Origin of the sequence: Shewanella sp. SR43-8, assembly GCF_014163775.1 — a bacterium.
GTDB lineage: Bacteria > Pseudomonadota > Gammaproteobacteria > Enterobacterales > Shewanellaceae > Shewanella > Shewanella vesiculosa.
The window spans coordinates 20,517-36,869 of record NZ_JACJDX010000013.1; the positions used below are offsets into that span (position 1 = coordinate 20,517).

A 16,353-nucleotide genomic window follows, 5' to 3' on the forward strand; every position below is an offset into this window, starting at 1 on the left:
TATAAACCAGAACAAATTTAGGACACTGAACTTGGTTAACTTTACCTCAGTCAAACACATGAAAGCTTCCGATGAAATAGGAAACCAACTAAAGAATGCTATTTTTGAAGGTAAGTATTTAGCTGGTGATAAACTACCATCCGAACGAGAACTCATTGAATTGTTTCAAATAAGTCGCACTGTAGTGCGAGAAGCAATTAAAGGACTTGAAGCGAGTGGCCTTGTAGAAATTAAACAAGGTGCGATGGGTGGCGCTTTCGTTAAACTGATGACATTTGAACGACTGACTAATGTGTGTCAGGAATTGTTCATCATGGAAAAAATGTCATTCGCCGAAGTCTGCGAGGCACGATTACAAATTGAGCCTATGGTGGCTAAATTAGCAGCGCAAAATTGCACCCCTGAACTGGCAGAAAAATTACGTGAGGCCTCTCGCTGTGAAGAACACATATTAGACTATTCTGATACCGTTTATTCACGCCAGAAAGTGCATTATATTTTAGCTGATATGTCAGGAAATCGTTTTCTCGCGGCTATCGTCAAATCTCTGTTGCAAGTTATCAGTAATGCAACTTCAAAATTTGAACCTAGCCATGACAAAGTCCATCCAGTAGGCCTGCATGACGCAATTATTGCAGCGGTTATCGCACAAGACGGTCAACAAGCTGAGGCAGAAATGCGCACACACTTACAAGCATTTACCCTAAGGCTCAACGCTGTAGAAAAAGATTATAGAGACACTGAAAAATAAGCATTATTATACTGTACAGTCTTGATTATACGCAGGTTCATGTTTATTCATGAGCCTGTTTTTATACCCATAGTAAAACAAAGCTCAACAAGATTTGCAGCCTATGTACAAAACACCTCAGCCAATCCAAATGACATTATCACATTGCTAGCAAAGTATTTATCTTAGTTAAAAGCTGCTTAAATTTCTGTTTTGTCAAACCAACTGCGATCTATTTCCCAACAATGTAGAAACTGAGACCAATTAGTCATTAAATTCTTATCAGTATTTACCCTGCAAATCATATGTTATACGTTTAACATATTACCATTTAGGTATGAACAATGAGGATTAATATGAAAACGGAAAATCTATGGATTCCCTTAGCTTTAGCACCTTTGTGTATTGCTCTTTACGGCTGCAATAGTGACTCATCTACGGAAGGCATTCCACAACTTGAGGCCGCCATACCTGCAAGTATCACCAGTTGTGCAACACTCGCAACTGAGTTCAATTATGCCGACACTACAATTATCAGTGCAGAACTTATCCCCGCGGGTGATGTGGAATATGACGCAGGCGAAATTTACCCGTCTCCTTCACATTGTTTAATCACAGGGAAAATGAACGAAAGAACTGGCATAGGGATGGATGGTGATGCCGAGTACGCTATTGGTTTTGAAATGCGTTTACCGTCTGACTGGAATGGCCGTTTTTATTACCAAGCCAATGGCGGCTTAGATGGTAAAGTGCAAAAAGCCGTTGGTCGTTTCCTTACATCTGCAAGCAAGGATTCTGGTGCGCTAAACAAAGGCTTTGCAGTCATCAGTTCCGACACCGGACACGCATCAGCAACACCCATGTTTGGGCTAGATCCTCAGGCACGCTTAGATTATGGCTACAATGCGGTTGCCGAACTCACGCCAATGGCTAAATCTTTAATTGAAACCGCGTATGGTAAACAGCCTGATCGTTCTTACTTTGGAGGTTGCTCAAATGGTGGACGCCATACCATGGTTGCCGCAACACGCTATGCCGATTTATATGATGGTTTCTTAGTGGGTAACCCAGGGTTCAACTTACCCAAAGCAGCTGTTTCACAGCTTTATGGTATTCAGCAATATTCAAGCCTAGTAGATATTGACGTCGAAAATGTGCTCGCATCTTTACAAAATGGCTTCACCCAAGAAGAGTTTGCACTCGTTTCAAGTAAAGTCGCACAGCAATGTGACGCATTAGATGGTGCAAGCGACGGAATGGTACAAGATACTTATGGTTGCCAAGATGCATTTGATTTAGATCGAGATGTGCCAACCTGTCCTGCTGACCGAGATGGCACATGTTTAACTGCTGCGCAGAAGTCAGTAATGACAAACATTATGTCTGGGCCACGTAATAGTAATACAGATGCGGCCATTTATTCAGACTTCCCCTATGATGCGGGCATGGGCACCAATGATTATTATAACTGGGAATTTTTCATGGCGATGATGAGAGATCCAGGCGCTGTGGCATTTATATTCTCAACCGCACCAACCCCTTATAATGGTTCAACGGAACTCGGTGCATATGAATTTGTGATGCCTTTTGATATGGATACCGATGTTGAGCGTATTTATGCGATTGATGATACTTACACCCAGTCAGGAATGACATTCATGACACCACCAAATCCAACTGATCTAACTGTATTGAGAGATCGAGGCGCTAAGATAATGGTCGTTCATGGTACTTCTGACGCAGTATTTTCACCTAACGATACAGTTAACTGGTACAAAGGCTTGCAAAACGTCAATGAAAATCAAGCCGACGAGTTTGCTCGCTTATATTTAGTCCCTGGTATGAACCATTGCGGTAAGGGGTTAGCTACAGACCGCTTTGACATGCTTGACTCTCTCGTTGCATGGGTAGAACAAGGGCAAGCACCTGAGAGCATAAATGCTTCTGTTCGTTCTGAAAATACTGAGTTACCCGCTAACTGGTCTAAAACACGGACAAGACCATTATGCCCTTTCCCACAAGTGGCAACCTATAGCGGTACAGGTAACATGGAAGATGCAGTTAACTTTATCTGCGTGACTCCTGAGCAATAGAAACAATAAGCAACATAATGACGCACTAGATTGTGGAACAAGATATCCATCACTGTAACGCATTTGGGCACCTCTTTATTTAATAGCTAACAAGTAAAAGGAGCATTCTATGCTCCTTTTACTTGTTAAAACCTGCGACTTAATTTATTCAGCAAACCGCAGGCTAAATTCTTGAATGCGTTGTGCATTGACACCGCGATCGCCGATTCCAACCCGCGATACACTGCGTAAATCAATACGGCTACCCTGCTCTAATACAGACACGACCACAACAATATCGTCTGCGAAGTTAAAAAATGGGGTTCTTGAGGTACTTTCAAAACGACGTGCCTTTGGGTCTTGAGCGACAATAGTCCAACCCATTGACTCCGCAACCATAAGTGCCTTTTGATAAGCCGCATCAGCGGTTAAGTCTGACACTATAGGGTTAATATTAGGAAAAGCTTGCAGTTGCTGCGCAGCGATTTCGGGTCCACCATAAACTAAGCTGTTTTTAGCGCCTTCACGGCTGTCAGTTAAAAATTCAAATTGCGGTGGCGATTGGGTATTAGTGGTTATATCGTGAATAGGTGGGTATTTAACTGGCTCAATAACCAATGCCACAATACTCGGCGCCAATATGCCTAATCCAAGCACTAATGCTATGGTCGAATTGATAAGCCCTCTACCCTTAGCACGACTGTTTTGCTTAATGGTAAAGCTGGTAATTAATGCAACTAACCCAATCACGACGACAACATATCCCAGCAAGTTATTGTAATTACGGCTGGCCATGAAGCCGACTATGGGATCCCATAATCCTATTGTCGATCCAAATACCATTAATACGGCAAGTGCTACTGCAACCAATGCCACCACTAACGCAATATTACTTAAACTGCTTTTTTGCATCACATTCATCCTTTAGGTAATCCTAATTTATCTCACTCAACTTACATTGACCTGAATTTGTGCTAATAAATTTCTCAAACAACAAAAAAATATTCTGACTCAATAAGATAAGCTCGAACCGTTTACTGACTTAACCAGTGTTGTTTCGCTTTACTCACCCGTATTAGGATCAAGCGCTAAACGACGCATAGTACGAATTAAATTACTTCTATCTAGCTTTAAGGACCTTGCAACTGCAGCTAAGTTACCTCGCTCAGTCACGAATACTGTTTGTATGACTTGCCGCTGATACTCATCGGTGGCATCACGCAGTCCTTGGGTTATCACTTGGGATAACCTAGCCGTTGAATCATTGATGGATTGATTCTCCATCGCGGTTTGCTGTGGTGCTTCAGAATGACTCGCCATAAACTCTGACCCCAGATGCACAGGGCTAATACTAATAATACTAGCATGACGACCTTGTTCACTAATGGCCCTTAAGGCAGCGCGACTCAGCAAGTGCTCTAACTCACGCACATTGCCAGGCCAATGATATTGGGCTAATTGATTAATCGCGCTTTGTTGCAACCTCAGTTTCGCGACCCCAAGTTGATGTTGGCTTTTTTCTAAAAAATAGCCTGCCAATAAAATAACGTCTTTACCGCGATCTCGTAATGCTGGCACAGGCAATGGATAAACACTTAAACGATGATACAAGTCAGCTCTAAACCTACCTTCTTTAACTTCTAGCTGTAAATTACGATTAGTTGCAGCAATAATTCTGACATCCACCACAATAATATTGTCGCTACCAACACGCTGAATTTCACCATTTTGCAATGCACGCAATAACTTAGCTTGTACCGCTAACGGTAATTCACCCACTTCATCTAAAAATAATGTGCCGCCATCGGCAAGCTCAAAGCGGCCCCGACGATCGCTTACCGCACCAGAATAGGCACCTTTTACATGACCAAAGAGTTCACTTTCAACGATGCTTTCTGGCAGTGCTGCACAGTTAATTTGTACTAACGGTTGCTCGCTACGACGTGATTGTTGATGAATGCTTTTGGCAACCAACTCTTTACCCACACCAGTTTCCCCGGTAATTAATACCGATAGATCGCTGGCGGCAACAGTATTTATCTCTGACAATAAATCCGTAATTGCGCCACTGTTACCAATAATGCTCGACGGCCCTGCAGTCGCTAACATGCACTGTGCCACTTGATGATTACGTTCAACTTGAATTTCTAACGCTTCAATATGTTCACTGGTACTAATCGCAGCGGCCACAGCAGCAATATAAGCACGGGTTTCGGTTGGATTAAGCGAATCAAAACTACCTGCTTGCATAGCGTCTAAGGTTAAAACGCCCCAGGCTTTACCATCGATATAAATGGTGCTACCCATGCAGTCATGCACGTGCAATTGTTCACTGCCATCATCGACTAAACCGTCATAGGGATCGGGCAGTGTTGAGTCGGCATCGAAGCGGGTAACGTGTGGGTTAGCTAAAATTTGCTGCAAGCGTGGATGGTGGTTAATCGAAAATTGTCGCGCTAACGCTTCTTGCTTTAAGCCCACCACAGCTACAGGCACCAAATGATCTTGTTTAAGCTTCAGTAAGGCTACAACATCGCACGGAATAGCGCGTTGAATCGCTAAAATCAGCCGCAAGTAACGCTCCGATTTTATCAAGTCACGATTTAAGTCTTCTACAATGTCGATAAAGGGAACAATATTCATAATAAGTCAAATAAACCTAATTTAGGTTAATTTGACACACTTACCGATCTAGGTCAATTTAACCTTTATTAAATTTATATGTTTAAAATCAGTGTGATAAATGTTGGCACGTTCTGTGTAATGTCTAGGTATACAAGGTAATTGATTGAAGCTTATCGCTATTTACTCCCCAAAAAGGAATCATGAATGTTAGACACTGCAACTGTTCAAATTATTAAGGCCACTGTCCCCGCGTTACAACTTTACGCCAATGACATTACCAGCCATTTCTATCCATTACTGTTTGCCCAGCATCCTGAAGTATTGCCTTATTTCAATCAAACTAACCAAGCTAAAGGCACTCAACCTAAAGCACTGGCTAACGCTGTGATTGCTTATGGTGCCAATATTGATGAACTAGGTAATTTAAGCGCTGCGGTCAGTAAAATTGTCCAAAAGCATACCGCACTAGGTATATTGCCGCACCAATATGATGCGGTTGGCAGCTGTTTATTACAGGCCATTAAAGCCGTACTCGGCGATGCTGCAACAGACGAAGTGATTGATGCTTGGGCCAAAGCTTACGGTCAGTTAGCCAACATATTAATTGCGGCTGAAGAGTCAATTTATACACAGAACGAACAGAAAACTGGTGGCTGGCGCGGCGATCGTGAGTTTATTTTAATAAAACGTGTAGATGAAAGTTCAGTGATTACCTCATTCTACTTTCAACCATTTGATGATAAAGGTTTGCCAAGCTTTGAAGCCGGTCAATTTCTAACCTTGGTATTTGATGATATCGATGGCGTATCAATGCGTCGTAACTACAGTTTATCTGACGCGGCAGGCAATGATTACTTAAGAATTAGCGTCAAGCGTGAACCTAATGGTGTGGTATCAAATCACTTACATAACCACATTCAGTTAGGTGATAAAGTCAAATTACGTGCCCCCAGTGGCGATTTTACTTTACGTAAAAATACCAAACCATTAATTTTACTCACCGGCGGTGTGGGCATTACGCCTGCGATTAGTATGCTCAATACTGAAGCTGGTTCAGGCCGCGATATTCGCTTTATTCATGCGGCTCTTAATAGTGATGTCCATGCGTTTAAACACCATGTTGATCAACTTGCCTCAATCCATGATCACATCAAGCCGCTATATGTTTACAGCCAACCAGAACAATATTGCCAACCTCATGCGACAGGCTTCATTGATGCATCATTGATTGCAGAGCAACTGCCTGCAGACCGCGATGTAGAATTTTACCTACTTGGCCCTACTGGCTTTATGAAAGCAGCATTAGCTATCGCCACCAGCTTAGGTATACCAGAAAACCAAATTCATTATGAATTCTTTGGCCCAACTGAAGCATTAAGCGCTTAATCACCCAATAAACCCGTAAGATAGAAAAAGCCCTGAGTGTTAACTCAGGGCTTTTTAGTTATTGATAAAAAACGATTAAACCTATGGCTGGAGATGTCCTAAAACGGGATATCGTCATCCCAATCTTCATCTTCTCAATGATTAAATACTCTATTAACTTAAATAAACTGGATAGCACACATGGTTAAGTCATCCTGAAACTCTGAAAAACCGCAAAATAGTTTCATTTGCTGTTCAAGATACTCCAGCATAGCTTCGGGTTCATCGGGGGCGGCACTAATGGCTTTTTCTAAGCGATCAAAGCCAAATAGCTCTTTTTGGGCATTTTGAGTTTCGATGACAACATCAGTATAAACAAACAAGATATCACCAACATCCACGCTAACCCTGTAGGTATCCCAATTTTGCTCACGCAATACACCTATCGGTATCCCGCCCTGATCTAGAGCAACCAGTCGATTGGCTTTTTTCAAGTACGCATGCGGATGGCCAGCATTGGCATAAATAAGTTCTTTGTCTTTACAATTATAACGAAGCACTGTGGCGGTTAAAAAACTGCCGCGGGGCTTTTTAGTGAAAAAGTGTTGATTGATATAATTGAGTACTTCTGAAGAGCTACTGGATAAGTTCTTCGGCTCAAAGGTGCGTAAAATCGCATCTATCATTGCTGTCTCTACGGCAGCGGCTGGGCCATGCCCCGATACGTCGGCAATAATCATTCCTATATCACCTTGAATGTCAGGACGACTTTTACCGAGATCGACAATATCTAAATAATCGCCACCAGCGCCTTTCATTGCTTTGTAGGTGTAGGCCATTTTAACGGAGCTGAGTTCAATACCTTTGTCTGGCAACATTAGCTGTTGTAAGCGGGTAATCTCTTCTATCTCATCGCGGATCCATACTTGAGCGGCATTGAGCTGTGAAGATGCTTCAGAGAATTGAAAACTTTTTAGCTGATATAAAAGCTTGAAATACAATGCACTAACATGATGCGACTCTACATTGGCAGGCAAATCGAGCAAAATGATACAGTCAAATAAGCTCGAATCTTTACCAAAAGGCAGTGCCCAAGACGTCTTGCCATCATCATTTAATGGCAATATCTCAATGGTACTGTGCTGTAACGACAATGCTTGAAACTGTTTATACAGGTTAGTGTAATGTTGATCACACAAGGATGAAAAATTACAGCTAATTTGGCCATTTTTCTTAATGAGATAATAATTAAACTCAGTTAACGTGAGCGCCAAGGTGGTTTTAAACCACAAGGTTTCATCAATGATATTATTAGCTAATGCTCTGTCTATACTCAAAGGGAAGACCTTACTTTTGGGCTAATTTAGCAGCAAGGGCTTCATTTAAACCAGAAACACCACTTTTCTTTAAGGTACTTTGATAGTCTTTACTAAAGGTACGGATCATTGATAAACCTTCCGCTACAAAATCGTAAATTTTCCATTCATCATTGCGCTGATAAAGCTGGTAAGAAACTGGAATGATATTGTCTTTGGTATGAATGTCGGTATCTACCGTTGCATAGACTTTTTTCTTGATGGTCTCGCCAGTGTAAGCAACGGTTTCATTGTCATATTTTTCTAACAATACAATATAAGTATCGACTAGCACGCCTTTTAACAACACCATAAATTGACGCTTTTCGCTGTCGCTGGCTTCTCTCCAATACTTACCTAATACGCGTTGCGCAGACGCTTGAATATCCACATGCTTTTCAATCACATCACTGAGCGATTGTTTTTTTTGTTCAACCGACAAAGCGCTATCAGAAGCAATACTAATGATATCTGACACACCCAATTTAACCCGATCTGTCGGTCCTTGTGCTGCTAAAGCTACAGACGACATCACTAACATTATGATTAAAGCTATTATCGATTTCATTATTTATCCTGACTAAACATATATTTACTAACTAATTCTTCGATGCTAATTGATGATTCTGTATCAATAAACTCATCACCATCTTCCATATTGATGTCTGATCCACCGCTGGATATTTTAAGAAACCTATCACCGATAATCCCAGATGTACGAATAGACGCGACGGAATCATCTGGCACGATAATGCTGTTATCTAATGACACTGTAACCACAGATTCATACGCTTTAGGGTCGTACTTAATCGATTTAATTAACCCAACCCTTACACCGGACATTTCAACAAAAGCCCCCTCTTTTAAACCTGAAGAGTTTTCAAATTTAGCGACTAAGGTATATTGACCGCTATTAGAAATCGATGCCCCGCCAATGGTAACAGACATAAATACCAAGGCTCCAATCCCGCACAGCACAAACAGGCCGACGAGAAAATTGACGTAATTGTTTTTCATTGTTACCTCGAGTTATAGCGCTAATGAGCTAACGATGTAGTCACTAAATAGCATAATAATTGCACTCATTACCACTGCCTGAGTGGTGCCATTACTGACGCCTTCAGCGCCCATATTTTTTTGATTCAGGTGTAAGTAAAAGCCGTAATACAAAGGTATCCACATAATAAATAAACCAAATACCAACGACTTTATTTGACCAACCAGCACATCTTTAAAGCTAATCGTATCCAGCACACCTTGAATATATGCACCGGGGTTTTCGCCTTGGATGTGAACGCCAACGATATAACCACCGCTTATCCCAACCAGGTCGAACACTGCCGTTAGAATAGGCACACAAATTAACGCAGCAAGTAAACGTGGCAACATTACATAGCGATAGCTGTTAATCGCCATGCAATCAAGCGCATCAAACTGCTGCTCATTGCGCATAATACCAATTTCAGAGCAGGTAGCAGAGCCTACTCGCGCAATCAGCATCAATGCAGTCATTACCGGGCCCAGTTCTTTAATCAAACTCAAGGCCACTGCCGAACCCAACAAATCCACCGATCCAAAGCGCACTAAGGTGTCGTAAAATTGCAGCGCCACCACCATGCCAGTAAATAATGCTGCGACAATAATGACGATTAAAGACCGATTACCGATAAAGTATATTTGCTTGAGCACTTGTTTAAATGACACCAGCCCAGTAAATAGGCTGCTGACAATGCGCAGTAAAAACATTGTCGCTAGGCCTAAACTGTCGATATTTTTTCGTGTTGCGGCGCCCAGATTACTGATCGCATTAAATAAGGCGGTCATTAAATATTGTCCTTATCTAACAGTCGATTGAAGTAAACCTCGCCATCGTCTCGGTAAGTATTAGGTTGGCGGTTAATCATATTTTGAATACGTTCATCTGGCGAATTTTTAATCTCGTCAACCGTGCCATTTGCCACGACTTCGCCGTTAAACAAAACCACCACACGATCGGCAATTTTAAACACACTTTCAAGCTCATGAGTCACCACCACTATGGTCATGTTCATAGCATCTCTTAAGGTTAAAATAAGCTCATCCAACTCTACTGCGGTAGTCGGATCTAGTCCTGCCGACGGTTCATCAAAAAATAGTAACTTAGGGTCCATGATAACCGCTCTAGCTAAGCCGGCACGCTTTAACATGCCACCCGATAATTCAGAGGGCATCATATGACCAGTGCCGGCCATATTCATGAGTTCAAGCTTCATCCGCACCATAATATCGATAGTTTGGGTGTCTAAAGAAGTATTCTGCTCTAAGGGTAACCTGACATTATCGGCCACAGTCAACGAGCTCAGCAGTGCGCCACCTTGAAAAGCGACACCCATTTTTTGACGTAAATGACGTAATTGTTTACTTTTAGCCGTAAAAATATTCACACCATCAATCATGATAGTGCCAGAAACCGGTGTTTTAAGCCCAAGCATATGATTGAGTAAAGTACTTTTACCTGAGCCAGAACCGCCCATCACCACCAGAATCTCTCCGGGGTTGACCTCTAAATTGACATCCTTAAGTACTTGGGTGTCACCATACTGGGCAAACAAATGCTCTACGGTAATAATAGGCTTAACCATTGTGAGTTACAGCACCTACTGAATCCGCTAAGTTAAACACTGTGTTTAAGCGGGTTAATTGCAATACTTGAAGCGGCGAACCATTAGCACCAACAATATGAAACTCAGTATGGTTTTCTTTGGCCTCATTAAACGCCTCAACTAATGACGCCATTCCTGAGCTATCGATATATTGCAGATGGGTAAAATCGACAATAACGTTATTTTTACTCTTAATTAATTTGATGATGTCGAGTTTAATACTGCGTGAATTGCTCAGATCGACTTCACCATAAAGCTTAACGACTTGATAATTATTTTGTTGCTCAATTTCAATATTCATTTCATATCACTCAAATTTAACCGTCAATTCTAACCAATTACCTTTACCTTTATGTGGGAGCAATCTTACGGTTTCTGCCACATAATGGATCAAGCAAAGGCCTAGGCCACCCGGTTCACATAAATTATTTTCTGGCGGTATTAATTGTTTATCAGTAATCTGCGAACACACATCTTTAATCACAAATCGCGCGTGTTCATGGTCACTGCTGATCTCTATCTCTAAACAGCCTTTTTTCGACATGTGGTAACCATGGCGAATCACATTGGCGCAAGCCTCATCAACGGCTAATACGATTTCATTAACTTTATCTTCGCGAAAGGGAAAGTCTTGGCAAGCATGTTCCACAAATTGGCGAATATTTTTTAATTCACTTGTACAAGATGAAAACGTTTTGATGTTTGACATGGGCTAGTCCGTATTTTTTATATCAGTTTGATCGCCTATTTTTTTATCTACTGGAGCTTCATCTAATAGCTCATCATCTAATAGTTCGTCATCGAACTCTAGATCAAATTCTTCTGTATCAGCCTCATCTACTTTTCCGTCACTGACTAAGTGCGCATCTCGCTGTAGATAGACATCTTTAACATAGCCATAAGGATCTAATGACTTATCTAAGATAGGTTCATATTGCTGAAATTCAATCCTACTGTCTAACCCTTCAAGCACAAATTTCCCCGCTCTTTGCTCAAATGTCAGAATAGACAAGGGATAGACAAAAATATCAACAAAATCACCGACGGTATTACGTGCCGTGCTGGCCCCATAAACAGGCCACATAATGAATGGTCCATTACCTATCCCCCAAACACCAAAGGTTTGTGCGAATGTTTCTTCTTTTTTAGCCAGTCCCATGTCTGTAGCAGGATCAAAAATACCGACTAAGCCGATTGTTGTGTTGACGACAAAACGTAACACACTACTGCCACTGTCAGTCACTTTCCATTGCAAGAGGTTATTTAATGCGTAAAGCGGTTCACTGAGATTTGATAAAAGGTTAGTCACACCTTGTCGGATAGGCTGAGGAACGTTTTCATAGCCTTGGGCTGCTGGTTTTAACGCATATTTATCCATAACCTGGTAATTAAAATCCCAGCTTTTTCGATTAACCGCTTCGAACGGATCGCCCGGTGTTGAGGTACTAGCACACCCACTTAACAAGAGTAAAGTGCCTATAATCACAACTAATCGCCCCATCAATTCCACTCATAACTCCAGCTTTTAAATTGAAAAAATCTGCTACCTATATTGGTAGTGAGCATTATATTTAGCTCAGCTAATTGTGCTCAAGATTGAAAATATAACATTAAAACCATGCAAACGATAAATACAATTTGATTGATCGTTCAAAAATAATTTATTCGATCATTGAGTTCACAATATGCAACCGCTCATCAATCAAGGCATCAGTAGGCTTACTATCGAGATGGCTTATTGAATTAATGATGACCCATAGCGTATAAGTGCTGCAGATGATTACAAGCCATTATTCACCATATGTTTAATTTTATGGGCTTTGACAAAATGGTCTAATTGATGGGTTTCAATCCACCATGTTGCCGCTTCCATCAATAGTGCCGGATTATCATTTTTATTAGCAAAGAAAGCGTAAAATGACAAACCGACGTTATCGCCTTTTAAGGCCATTTTCTTATCACACACTTCGATGATTTTTGCTCTTAGTTCGGCTCTCATTATGTCCTCTTCACTTAAAATTAACTGACTAAAAATAGCCTATATCTTATTAATATCTGATACACAGATAGTGCTATGTTTAGCACATCGCCTTAGAGTAACCAATACAATAATCAACAGAACTATGCTAAAAAAGTAATCAACGCTAAACAATAAATAAACTGTTAAATCATCGTTATACTTGTCGTCGAAGTATTAATATAACGTTTCATTTAATGAGAGGGTTTACTATTTTAGCTGGAGTGATCATAGAGAACAGTCACGTAACGGAGTAGACTGAATGTCTACATTCTTTAATTTGGACAATGAGACTCGCCATGAAATTCCTTGTTGATACTCACGCTCATACTATAGCGTCGTCTCACGCCTATAGTACCTTATACGATTACCTGTCTGTTGCGAAAACCAAAGGGCTTAAGTTATTCGCCATTACCGATCATGGTCCAGATATGGCTGACGCTCCCCATTTTTGGCACTTTGTGAATATGAAAGTGTTACCTCGAATTGTTGATGGCATTGGTGTACTGCGCGGCATTGAAGCTAATATCAAAAATGAGCATGGCGAAATTGACTTTTTTGGCGATTATTTAAAAGAACTCGATATTGTATTGGCAGGTTTTCATGAACCCGTTTTTCCGCCATCAACCAAAGAGGCTCACACCACGGCGCTAATCAATGCGATTGCAAGCGGTAATGTCGACATCATTACTCATCCTGGCAATCCCGCGTATCCCATCGATATTCAGCGTGTTGCCGCGGCCGCAGCAAAATATAACGTGGCACTAGAGATAAATAACTCCTCTTTTTTAGCCTCTAGAAAAGGCAGTGCACCAAATTGTATTGAAATTGCTAATGCCGTAAAAGAAGCCGGTGGACTGCTGGTTATGGGCTCTGATTCTCATGTCGCGTTTAGCTTAGGCGAGTTTGAAAAAGCTGTTGAGGTCATTGAAACAGTCGCGTTTCCAATTGAACGCTTACTAAACCGAAGCCCTGAAGCGTTGTTGAACTTTCTGACGGCTAGAGGTCATAAGTCACTTGACGAATACTCTGCTTTAATCGACTAGTTGATCCTATCCCAAACGGCACTGTGACAGGCACAGCGATCTTAGTTATCTGACATAAAAAAGGCCTGCAAAAGCAGGCCTTAAAGGTTTAGTTAACACGATAAATCATGTGTCCTAGAACGGGATATCGTCATCCCAACCTTCATCTAAATCTGGGGTGAAATTTTGCTGTGGCTGTGGAGCTGGACGCTGTGCAGGGGCATTTTGTGGTTGGAAATTACCCTGTGGTGCCGCTGGCTTTGGTGCGTAAGCTGGTGCAGCTTGTTGTGCTGGCGCAGCCTGTTGCTGATAACCGCCTTGCTGACCGGCATTTGGCTGAGCTTGGTAAGCTGCATTACCTGTGGCAGGTGCTGCTTGATTGTATTGTGCCTGTGGCGGACGAGCTTGAGGAGCCGGTGCAGGACGAGACTGTTGTTGTCCCATGTTTTGTCCCGAGCTTTGACCTTGTCCCTGATATTGACCACCACCGCTGTTATCACCAGAGTTGCGGCTGTCTAACATTTGCATTTCCATGGCGTTAATTTCAGTCTTGTAACGGTCTTGACCGGTAGCCTGATCTTGCCATTTACTGGTTTGCAATTTGCCTTCTAAATAAACTTTAGAGCCTTTTTTTAAGTACTCGCCAGCAATTTCTGCAAGACGGCGATACATCACAATGTTATGCCACTCAGTACGTTCTTGCATTTGACCTTGCTGGTCTTTCCACGACTCACTTGTCGCTATAGTAAAGTTGGCTACGGCGTTGCCGTTTGGCATGTAACGAACCTCAGGATCTTTACCTAAGTTACCTACCAAAATTACTTTATTCACACCACGACTGGCCATCGAAATCTCCTGAGATTTTTATCTGTTTACTTTATCTGAATACTAAGCTGTACGATCAACACGATCTAATTCACAGAGCCTAACACAGCTCGCGCTTCGCTTAAATTGAATTTATCATCGACCTTTAAATAAGCCACTTTATCTTCAAGCACGACTATGGCCTCGACAACACCGATTAGCTGCGACAAACTACTGGCCATATTTTGTGCGTCGGATTTATCTTTTACTGTTGCTTCAAGCGTATAGCTTTTCAATAACACAGGTTTTTGCATGCCTATGGTTAACAATAACCACACGCACATTAGCCCTAATGCGACAAAAAATACCCCAGAAGCGCCAACAAGTTGATAGGCTCCGCCGCCTAACATGCCGCCACAAAATGCACCTAAAAACTGGCTGGTTGAATACACGCCCATAGCCGACCCTTTATCGCCGACAGGACAAAACTTAGCAATTAAACTCGGCAATGATGCTTCAAGGTAATTAAAACCGGTAAAAAATAATACCACGGCGCCACTTAACACCCAGAGGTTGTTGGCATAAAGCCCCATCGCCGCCAGTGATACCATCATGATGACCAACGCGATTTGGAACATGGTTTTAGTATTGTTGCGTTTCACCCCAATAATGATTAATGGCACCATTAAGAAAAAGGCACCAACAAAAGCGGGGAAATACAGCATCCAATGTTTTTCTTTCACTAAGCCGGCATCAACTAAATCGAGCGGCAATGCTACAAACACAGCGGTGAGCACTAAATGCAGAATAAAAATCCCAGCATCTAAGCGAAACAGCTGCGGGTCTTGCAACATACGTTTAAGTTTTGTCGGTGTCGCGACGGTATCGCCTTTAGGCGCATGGCGAATAGGATTAGGCACAAAAAACTGCACTATCAACATCCCCAATACCGCTAACACCGCTGTTAACAAAAATAGCCCAGTTAAGCCCATGTATTGCGCTACAATCGGTCCAACTAATAACGACAAGGCGAATGAAAAACCAATGCACATGCCGATAATGGCCATGACTTTGGTACGTTGTTCGTCTCGGGTTAAGTCGGCAGCAAGTGCTAGCACTGCCGCAGCAATGGCGCCCATACCTTGTACTGCGCGGCCAAACACCACACCGTAAATATGGTCAGACGATGCAGCAATTAAACTCCCAATGGCAAACAAGACTAAACCACCAAGAATAATTGGCTTTCGTCCGTATTTGTCGGACAAAATCCCCATAGGGATCTGTAAAAAAGCTTGAGTTAATCCGTAGGCACCAATGGCAATACCAACCCAAAGCGGCGAGAAACCTTCTAAATGCTGACCATACAGCGCGAAGACAGGCATAATCATAAACAAGCCCATCATGCGTAAGCCAAACACACTGGCTAACGAAAATGCGACCTTTTTCTCCATACCCGACAGTCCATTACTGGCCATGCTGTTGCCCTTCGATAAGTCATTCAACAATATTATAAGATGCGCATATTATCACAGCGTCATAAATTAGCTCAAAAGGAAATCACAGTTTTGTATATAAGGTCTTTTATTTGTACATGTTAAATTTTAGTCCTGAACTTTAGCGCGGTTCGATGCGTACCATAAAATCGACTTAATCAAAATTGATATGAAGTCAGCTAACAAACTATGCGATACTGATCGCTGTTTTATTTACATAAGTCA

Annotated in this window: 17 protein-coding genes; 4 read left to right on the top strand and 13 right to left on the bottom strand. The window is 41.8% G+C overall.

The genetic code is table 11. The features are described from left to right. Positions 1 to 31: 31 nt before the first annotated feature. Together H5114_RS16555 and H5114_RS16560 are read left to right on the top strand one after the other, a co-directional pair. Positions 32 to 751, top strand: a complete 720-nt coding sequence (locus tag H5114_RS16555) for a FadR/GntR family transcriptional regulator (protein ID WP_310736175.1) — start codon at positions 32 to 34, stop codon at positions 749 to 751. A gap of 335 nt (positions 752 to 1,086) precedes the next feature. Further along, positions 1,087 to 2,823 (top strand): tannase/feruloyl esterase family alpha/beta hydrolase, encoded by a 1,737-nt coding sequence (locus H5114_RS16560; RefSeq protein WP_182723517.1) that lies wholly within the window; start codon positions 1,087 to 1,089, stop codon positions 2,821 to 2,823. A gap of 144 nt (positions 2,824 to 2,967) precedes the next feature. Here the strand turns inward: H5114_RS16560 and H5114_RS16565 are convergent, their stop codons facing one another. Both H5114_RS16565 and norR read right to left on the bottom strand, forming a co-directional pair. After that, on the bottom strand, positions 2,968 to 3,714 hold the full coding sequence (locus H5114_RS16565; protein ID WP_235781718.1) for a DUF1499 domain-containing protein: 747 nt from the start codon (positions 3,712 to 3,714) through the stop codon (positions 2,968 to 2,970). A gap of 150 nt (positions 3,715 to 3,864) precedes the next feature. Next, positions 3,865 to 5,445 carry a nitric oxide reductase transcriptional regulator NorR gene (norR, locus tag H5114_RS16570; RefSeq protein ID WP_182723518.1) on the bottom strand — a complete coding sequence of 527 codons (1,581 nt, stop codon included), beginning with the start codon at positions 5,443 to 5,445 and terminating at the stop codon, positions 3,865 to 3,867. Between the two features lie 186 nt (positions 5,446 to 5,631). Between norR and hmpA the strand changes: the two genes are divergently transcribed. Continuing rightward, positions 5,632 to 6,813 (top strand): NO-inducible flavohemoprotein, encoded by a 1,182-nt coding sequence (gene hmpA / locus H5114_RS16575; RefSeq protein ID WP_182723519.1) that lies wholly within the window; start codon positions 5,632 to 5,634, stop codon positions 6,811 to 6,813. 158 nt (positions 6,814 to 6,971) lie between these two features. Here the strand turns inward: hmpA and H5114_RS16580 are convergent, their stop codons facing one another. From H5114_RS16580 to H5114_RS16620, 9 genes are all read right to left on the bottom strand, one after another. After that, positions 6,972 to 8,129 (bottom strand): PP2C family protein-serine/threonine phosphatase, encoded by a 1,158-nt coding sequence (locus H5114_RS16580; protein ID WP_182696870.1) that lies wholly within the window; start codon positions 8,127 to 8,129, stop codon positions 6,972 to 6,974. Positions 8,130 to 8,139: 10 nt separating this feature from the next. Continuing rightward, a complete protein-coding gene (locus H5114_RS16585) occupies positions 8,140 to 8,715 on the bottom strand; it encodes a phospholipid-binding protein MlaC (protein ID WP_182723520.1) in 576 nt (191 codons plus the stop codon). Further along, complete coding sequence (gene mlaD, locus H5114_RS16590) at positions 8,715 to 9,164, bottom strand: outer membrane lipid asymmetry maintenance protein MlaD (protein WP_182723521.1); 450 nt, start codon at positions 9,162 to 9,164, stop codon at positions 8,715 to 8,717. The genes H5114_RS16585 and mlaD overlap by 1 nt, the downstream gene beginning before the upstream one ends. A 12-nt stretch (positions 9,165 to 9,176) precedes the next feature. Beyond that, positions 9,177 to 9,971, bottom strand: a complete 795-nt coding sequence (locus H5114_RS16595) for an ABC transporter permease (protein WP_182696872.1) — start codon at positions 9,969 to 9,971, stop codon at positions 9,177 to 9,179. Next, on the bottom strand, positions 9,971 to 10,768 hold the full coding sequence (locus H5114_RS16600) for an ABC transporter ATP-binding protein (RefSeq protein ID WP_182723522.1): 798 nt from the start codon (positions 10,766 to 10,768) through the stop codon (positions 9,971 to 9,973). The genes H5114_RS16595 and H5114_RS16600 overlap by 1 nt, the downstream gene beginning before the upstream one ends. Further along, on the bottom strand, positions 10,761 to 11,090 hold the full coding sequence (locus tag H5114_RS16605; protein ID WP_124015282.1) for an STAS domain-containing protein: 330 nt from the start codon (positions 11,088 to 11,090) through the stop codon (positions 10,761 to 10,763). The genes H5114_RS16600 and H5114_RS16605 overlap by 8 nt, the downstream gene beginning before the upstream one ends. Before the next feature lie 6 nt (positions 11,091 to 11,096). Next, positions 11,097 to 11,498 carry an ATP-binding protein gene (locus H5114_RS16610; RefSeq protein WP_124015283.1) on the bottom strand — a complete coding sequence of 134 codons (402 nt, stop codon included), beginning with the start codon at positions 11,496 to 11,498 and terminating at the stop codon, positions 11,097 to 11,099. Positions 11,499 to 11,501: 3 nt separating this feature from the next. Then, the gene (locus tag H5114_RS16615; protein ID WP_182696874.1) at positions 11,502 to 12,275 is read right to left on the bottom strand and encodes a VacJ family lipoprotein; all 774 of its coding nucleotides are present in this window, start codon (positions 12,273 to 12,275) and stop codon (positions 11,502 to 11,504) included. A gap of 294 nt (positions 12,276 to 12,569) precedes the next feature. Then, the gene (locus H5114_RS16620; protein WP_124015285.1) at positions 12,570 to 12,788 is read right to left on the bottom strand and encodes a DUF6500 family protein; all 219 of its coding nucleotides are present in this window, start codon (positions 12,786 to 12,788) and stop codon (positions 12,570 to 12,572) included. Between the two features lie 317 nt (positions 12,789 to 13,105). Here H5114_RS16620 and H5114_RS16625 point away from each other — a divergent pair, with 317 nt between their 5' ends. Beyond that, positions 13,106 to 13,852, top strand: a complete 747-nt coding sequence (locus H5114_RS16625) for a phosphatase (RefSeq protein WP_182696876.1) — start codon at positions 13,106 to 13,108, stop codon at positions 13,850 to 13,852. Positions 13,853 to 13,966: 114 nt separating this feature from the next. Here the strand turns inward: H5114_RS16625 and ssb are convergent, their stop codons facing one another. Next, on the bottom strand, positions 13,967 to 14,677 hold the full coding sequence (ssb, locus tag H5114_RS16630; RefSeq protein WP_124015287.1) for a single-stranded DNA-binding protein: 711 nt from the start codon (positions 14,675 to 14,677) through the stop codon (positions 13,967 to 13,969). Between the two features lie 65 nt (positions 14,678 to 14,742). Then, positions 14,743 to 16,110 carry an MFS transporter gene (locus H5114_RS16635; protein ID WP_182723523.1) on the bottom strand — a complete coding sequence of 456 codons (1,368 nt, stop codon included), beginning with the start codon at positions 16,108 to 16,110 and terminating at the stop codon, positions 14,743 to 14,745. Between the last annotated feature and the right edge of the window lie 243 nt (positions 16,111 to 16,353).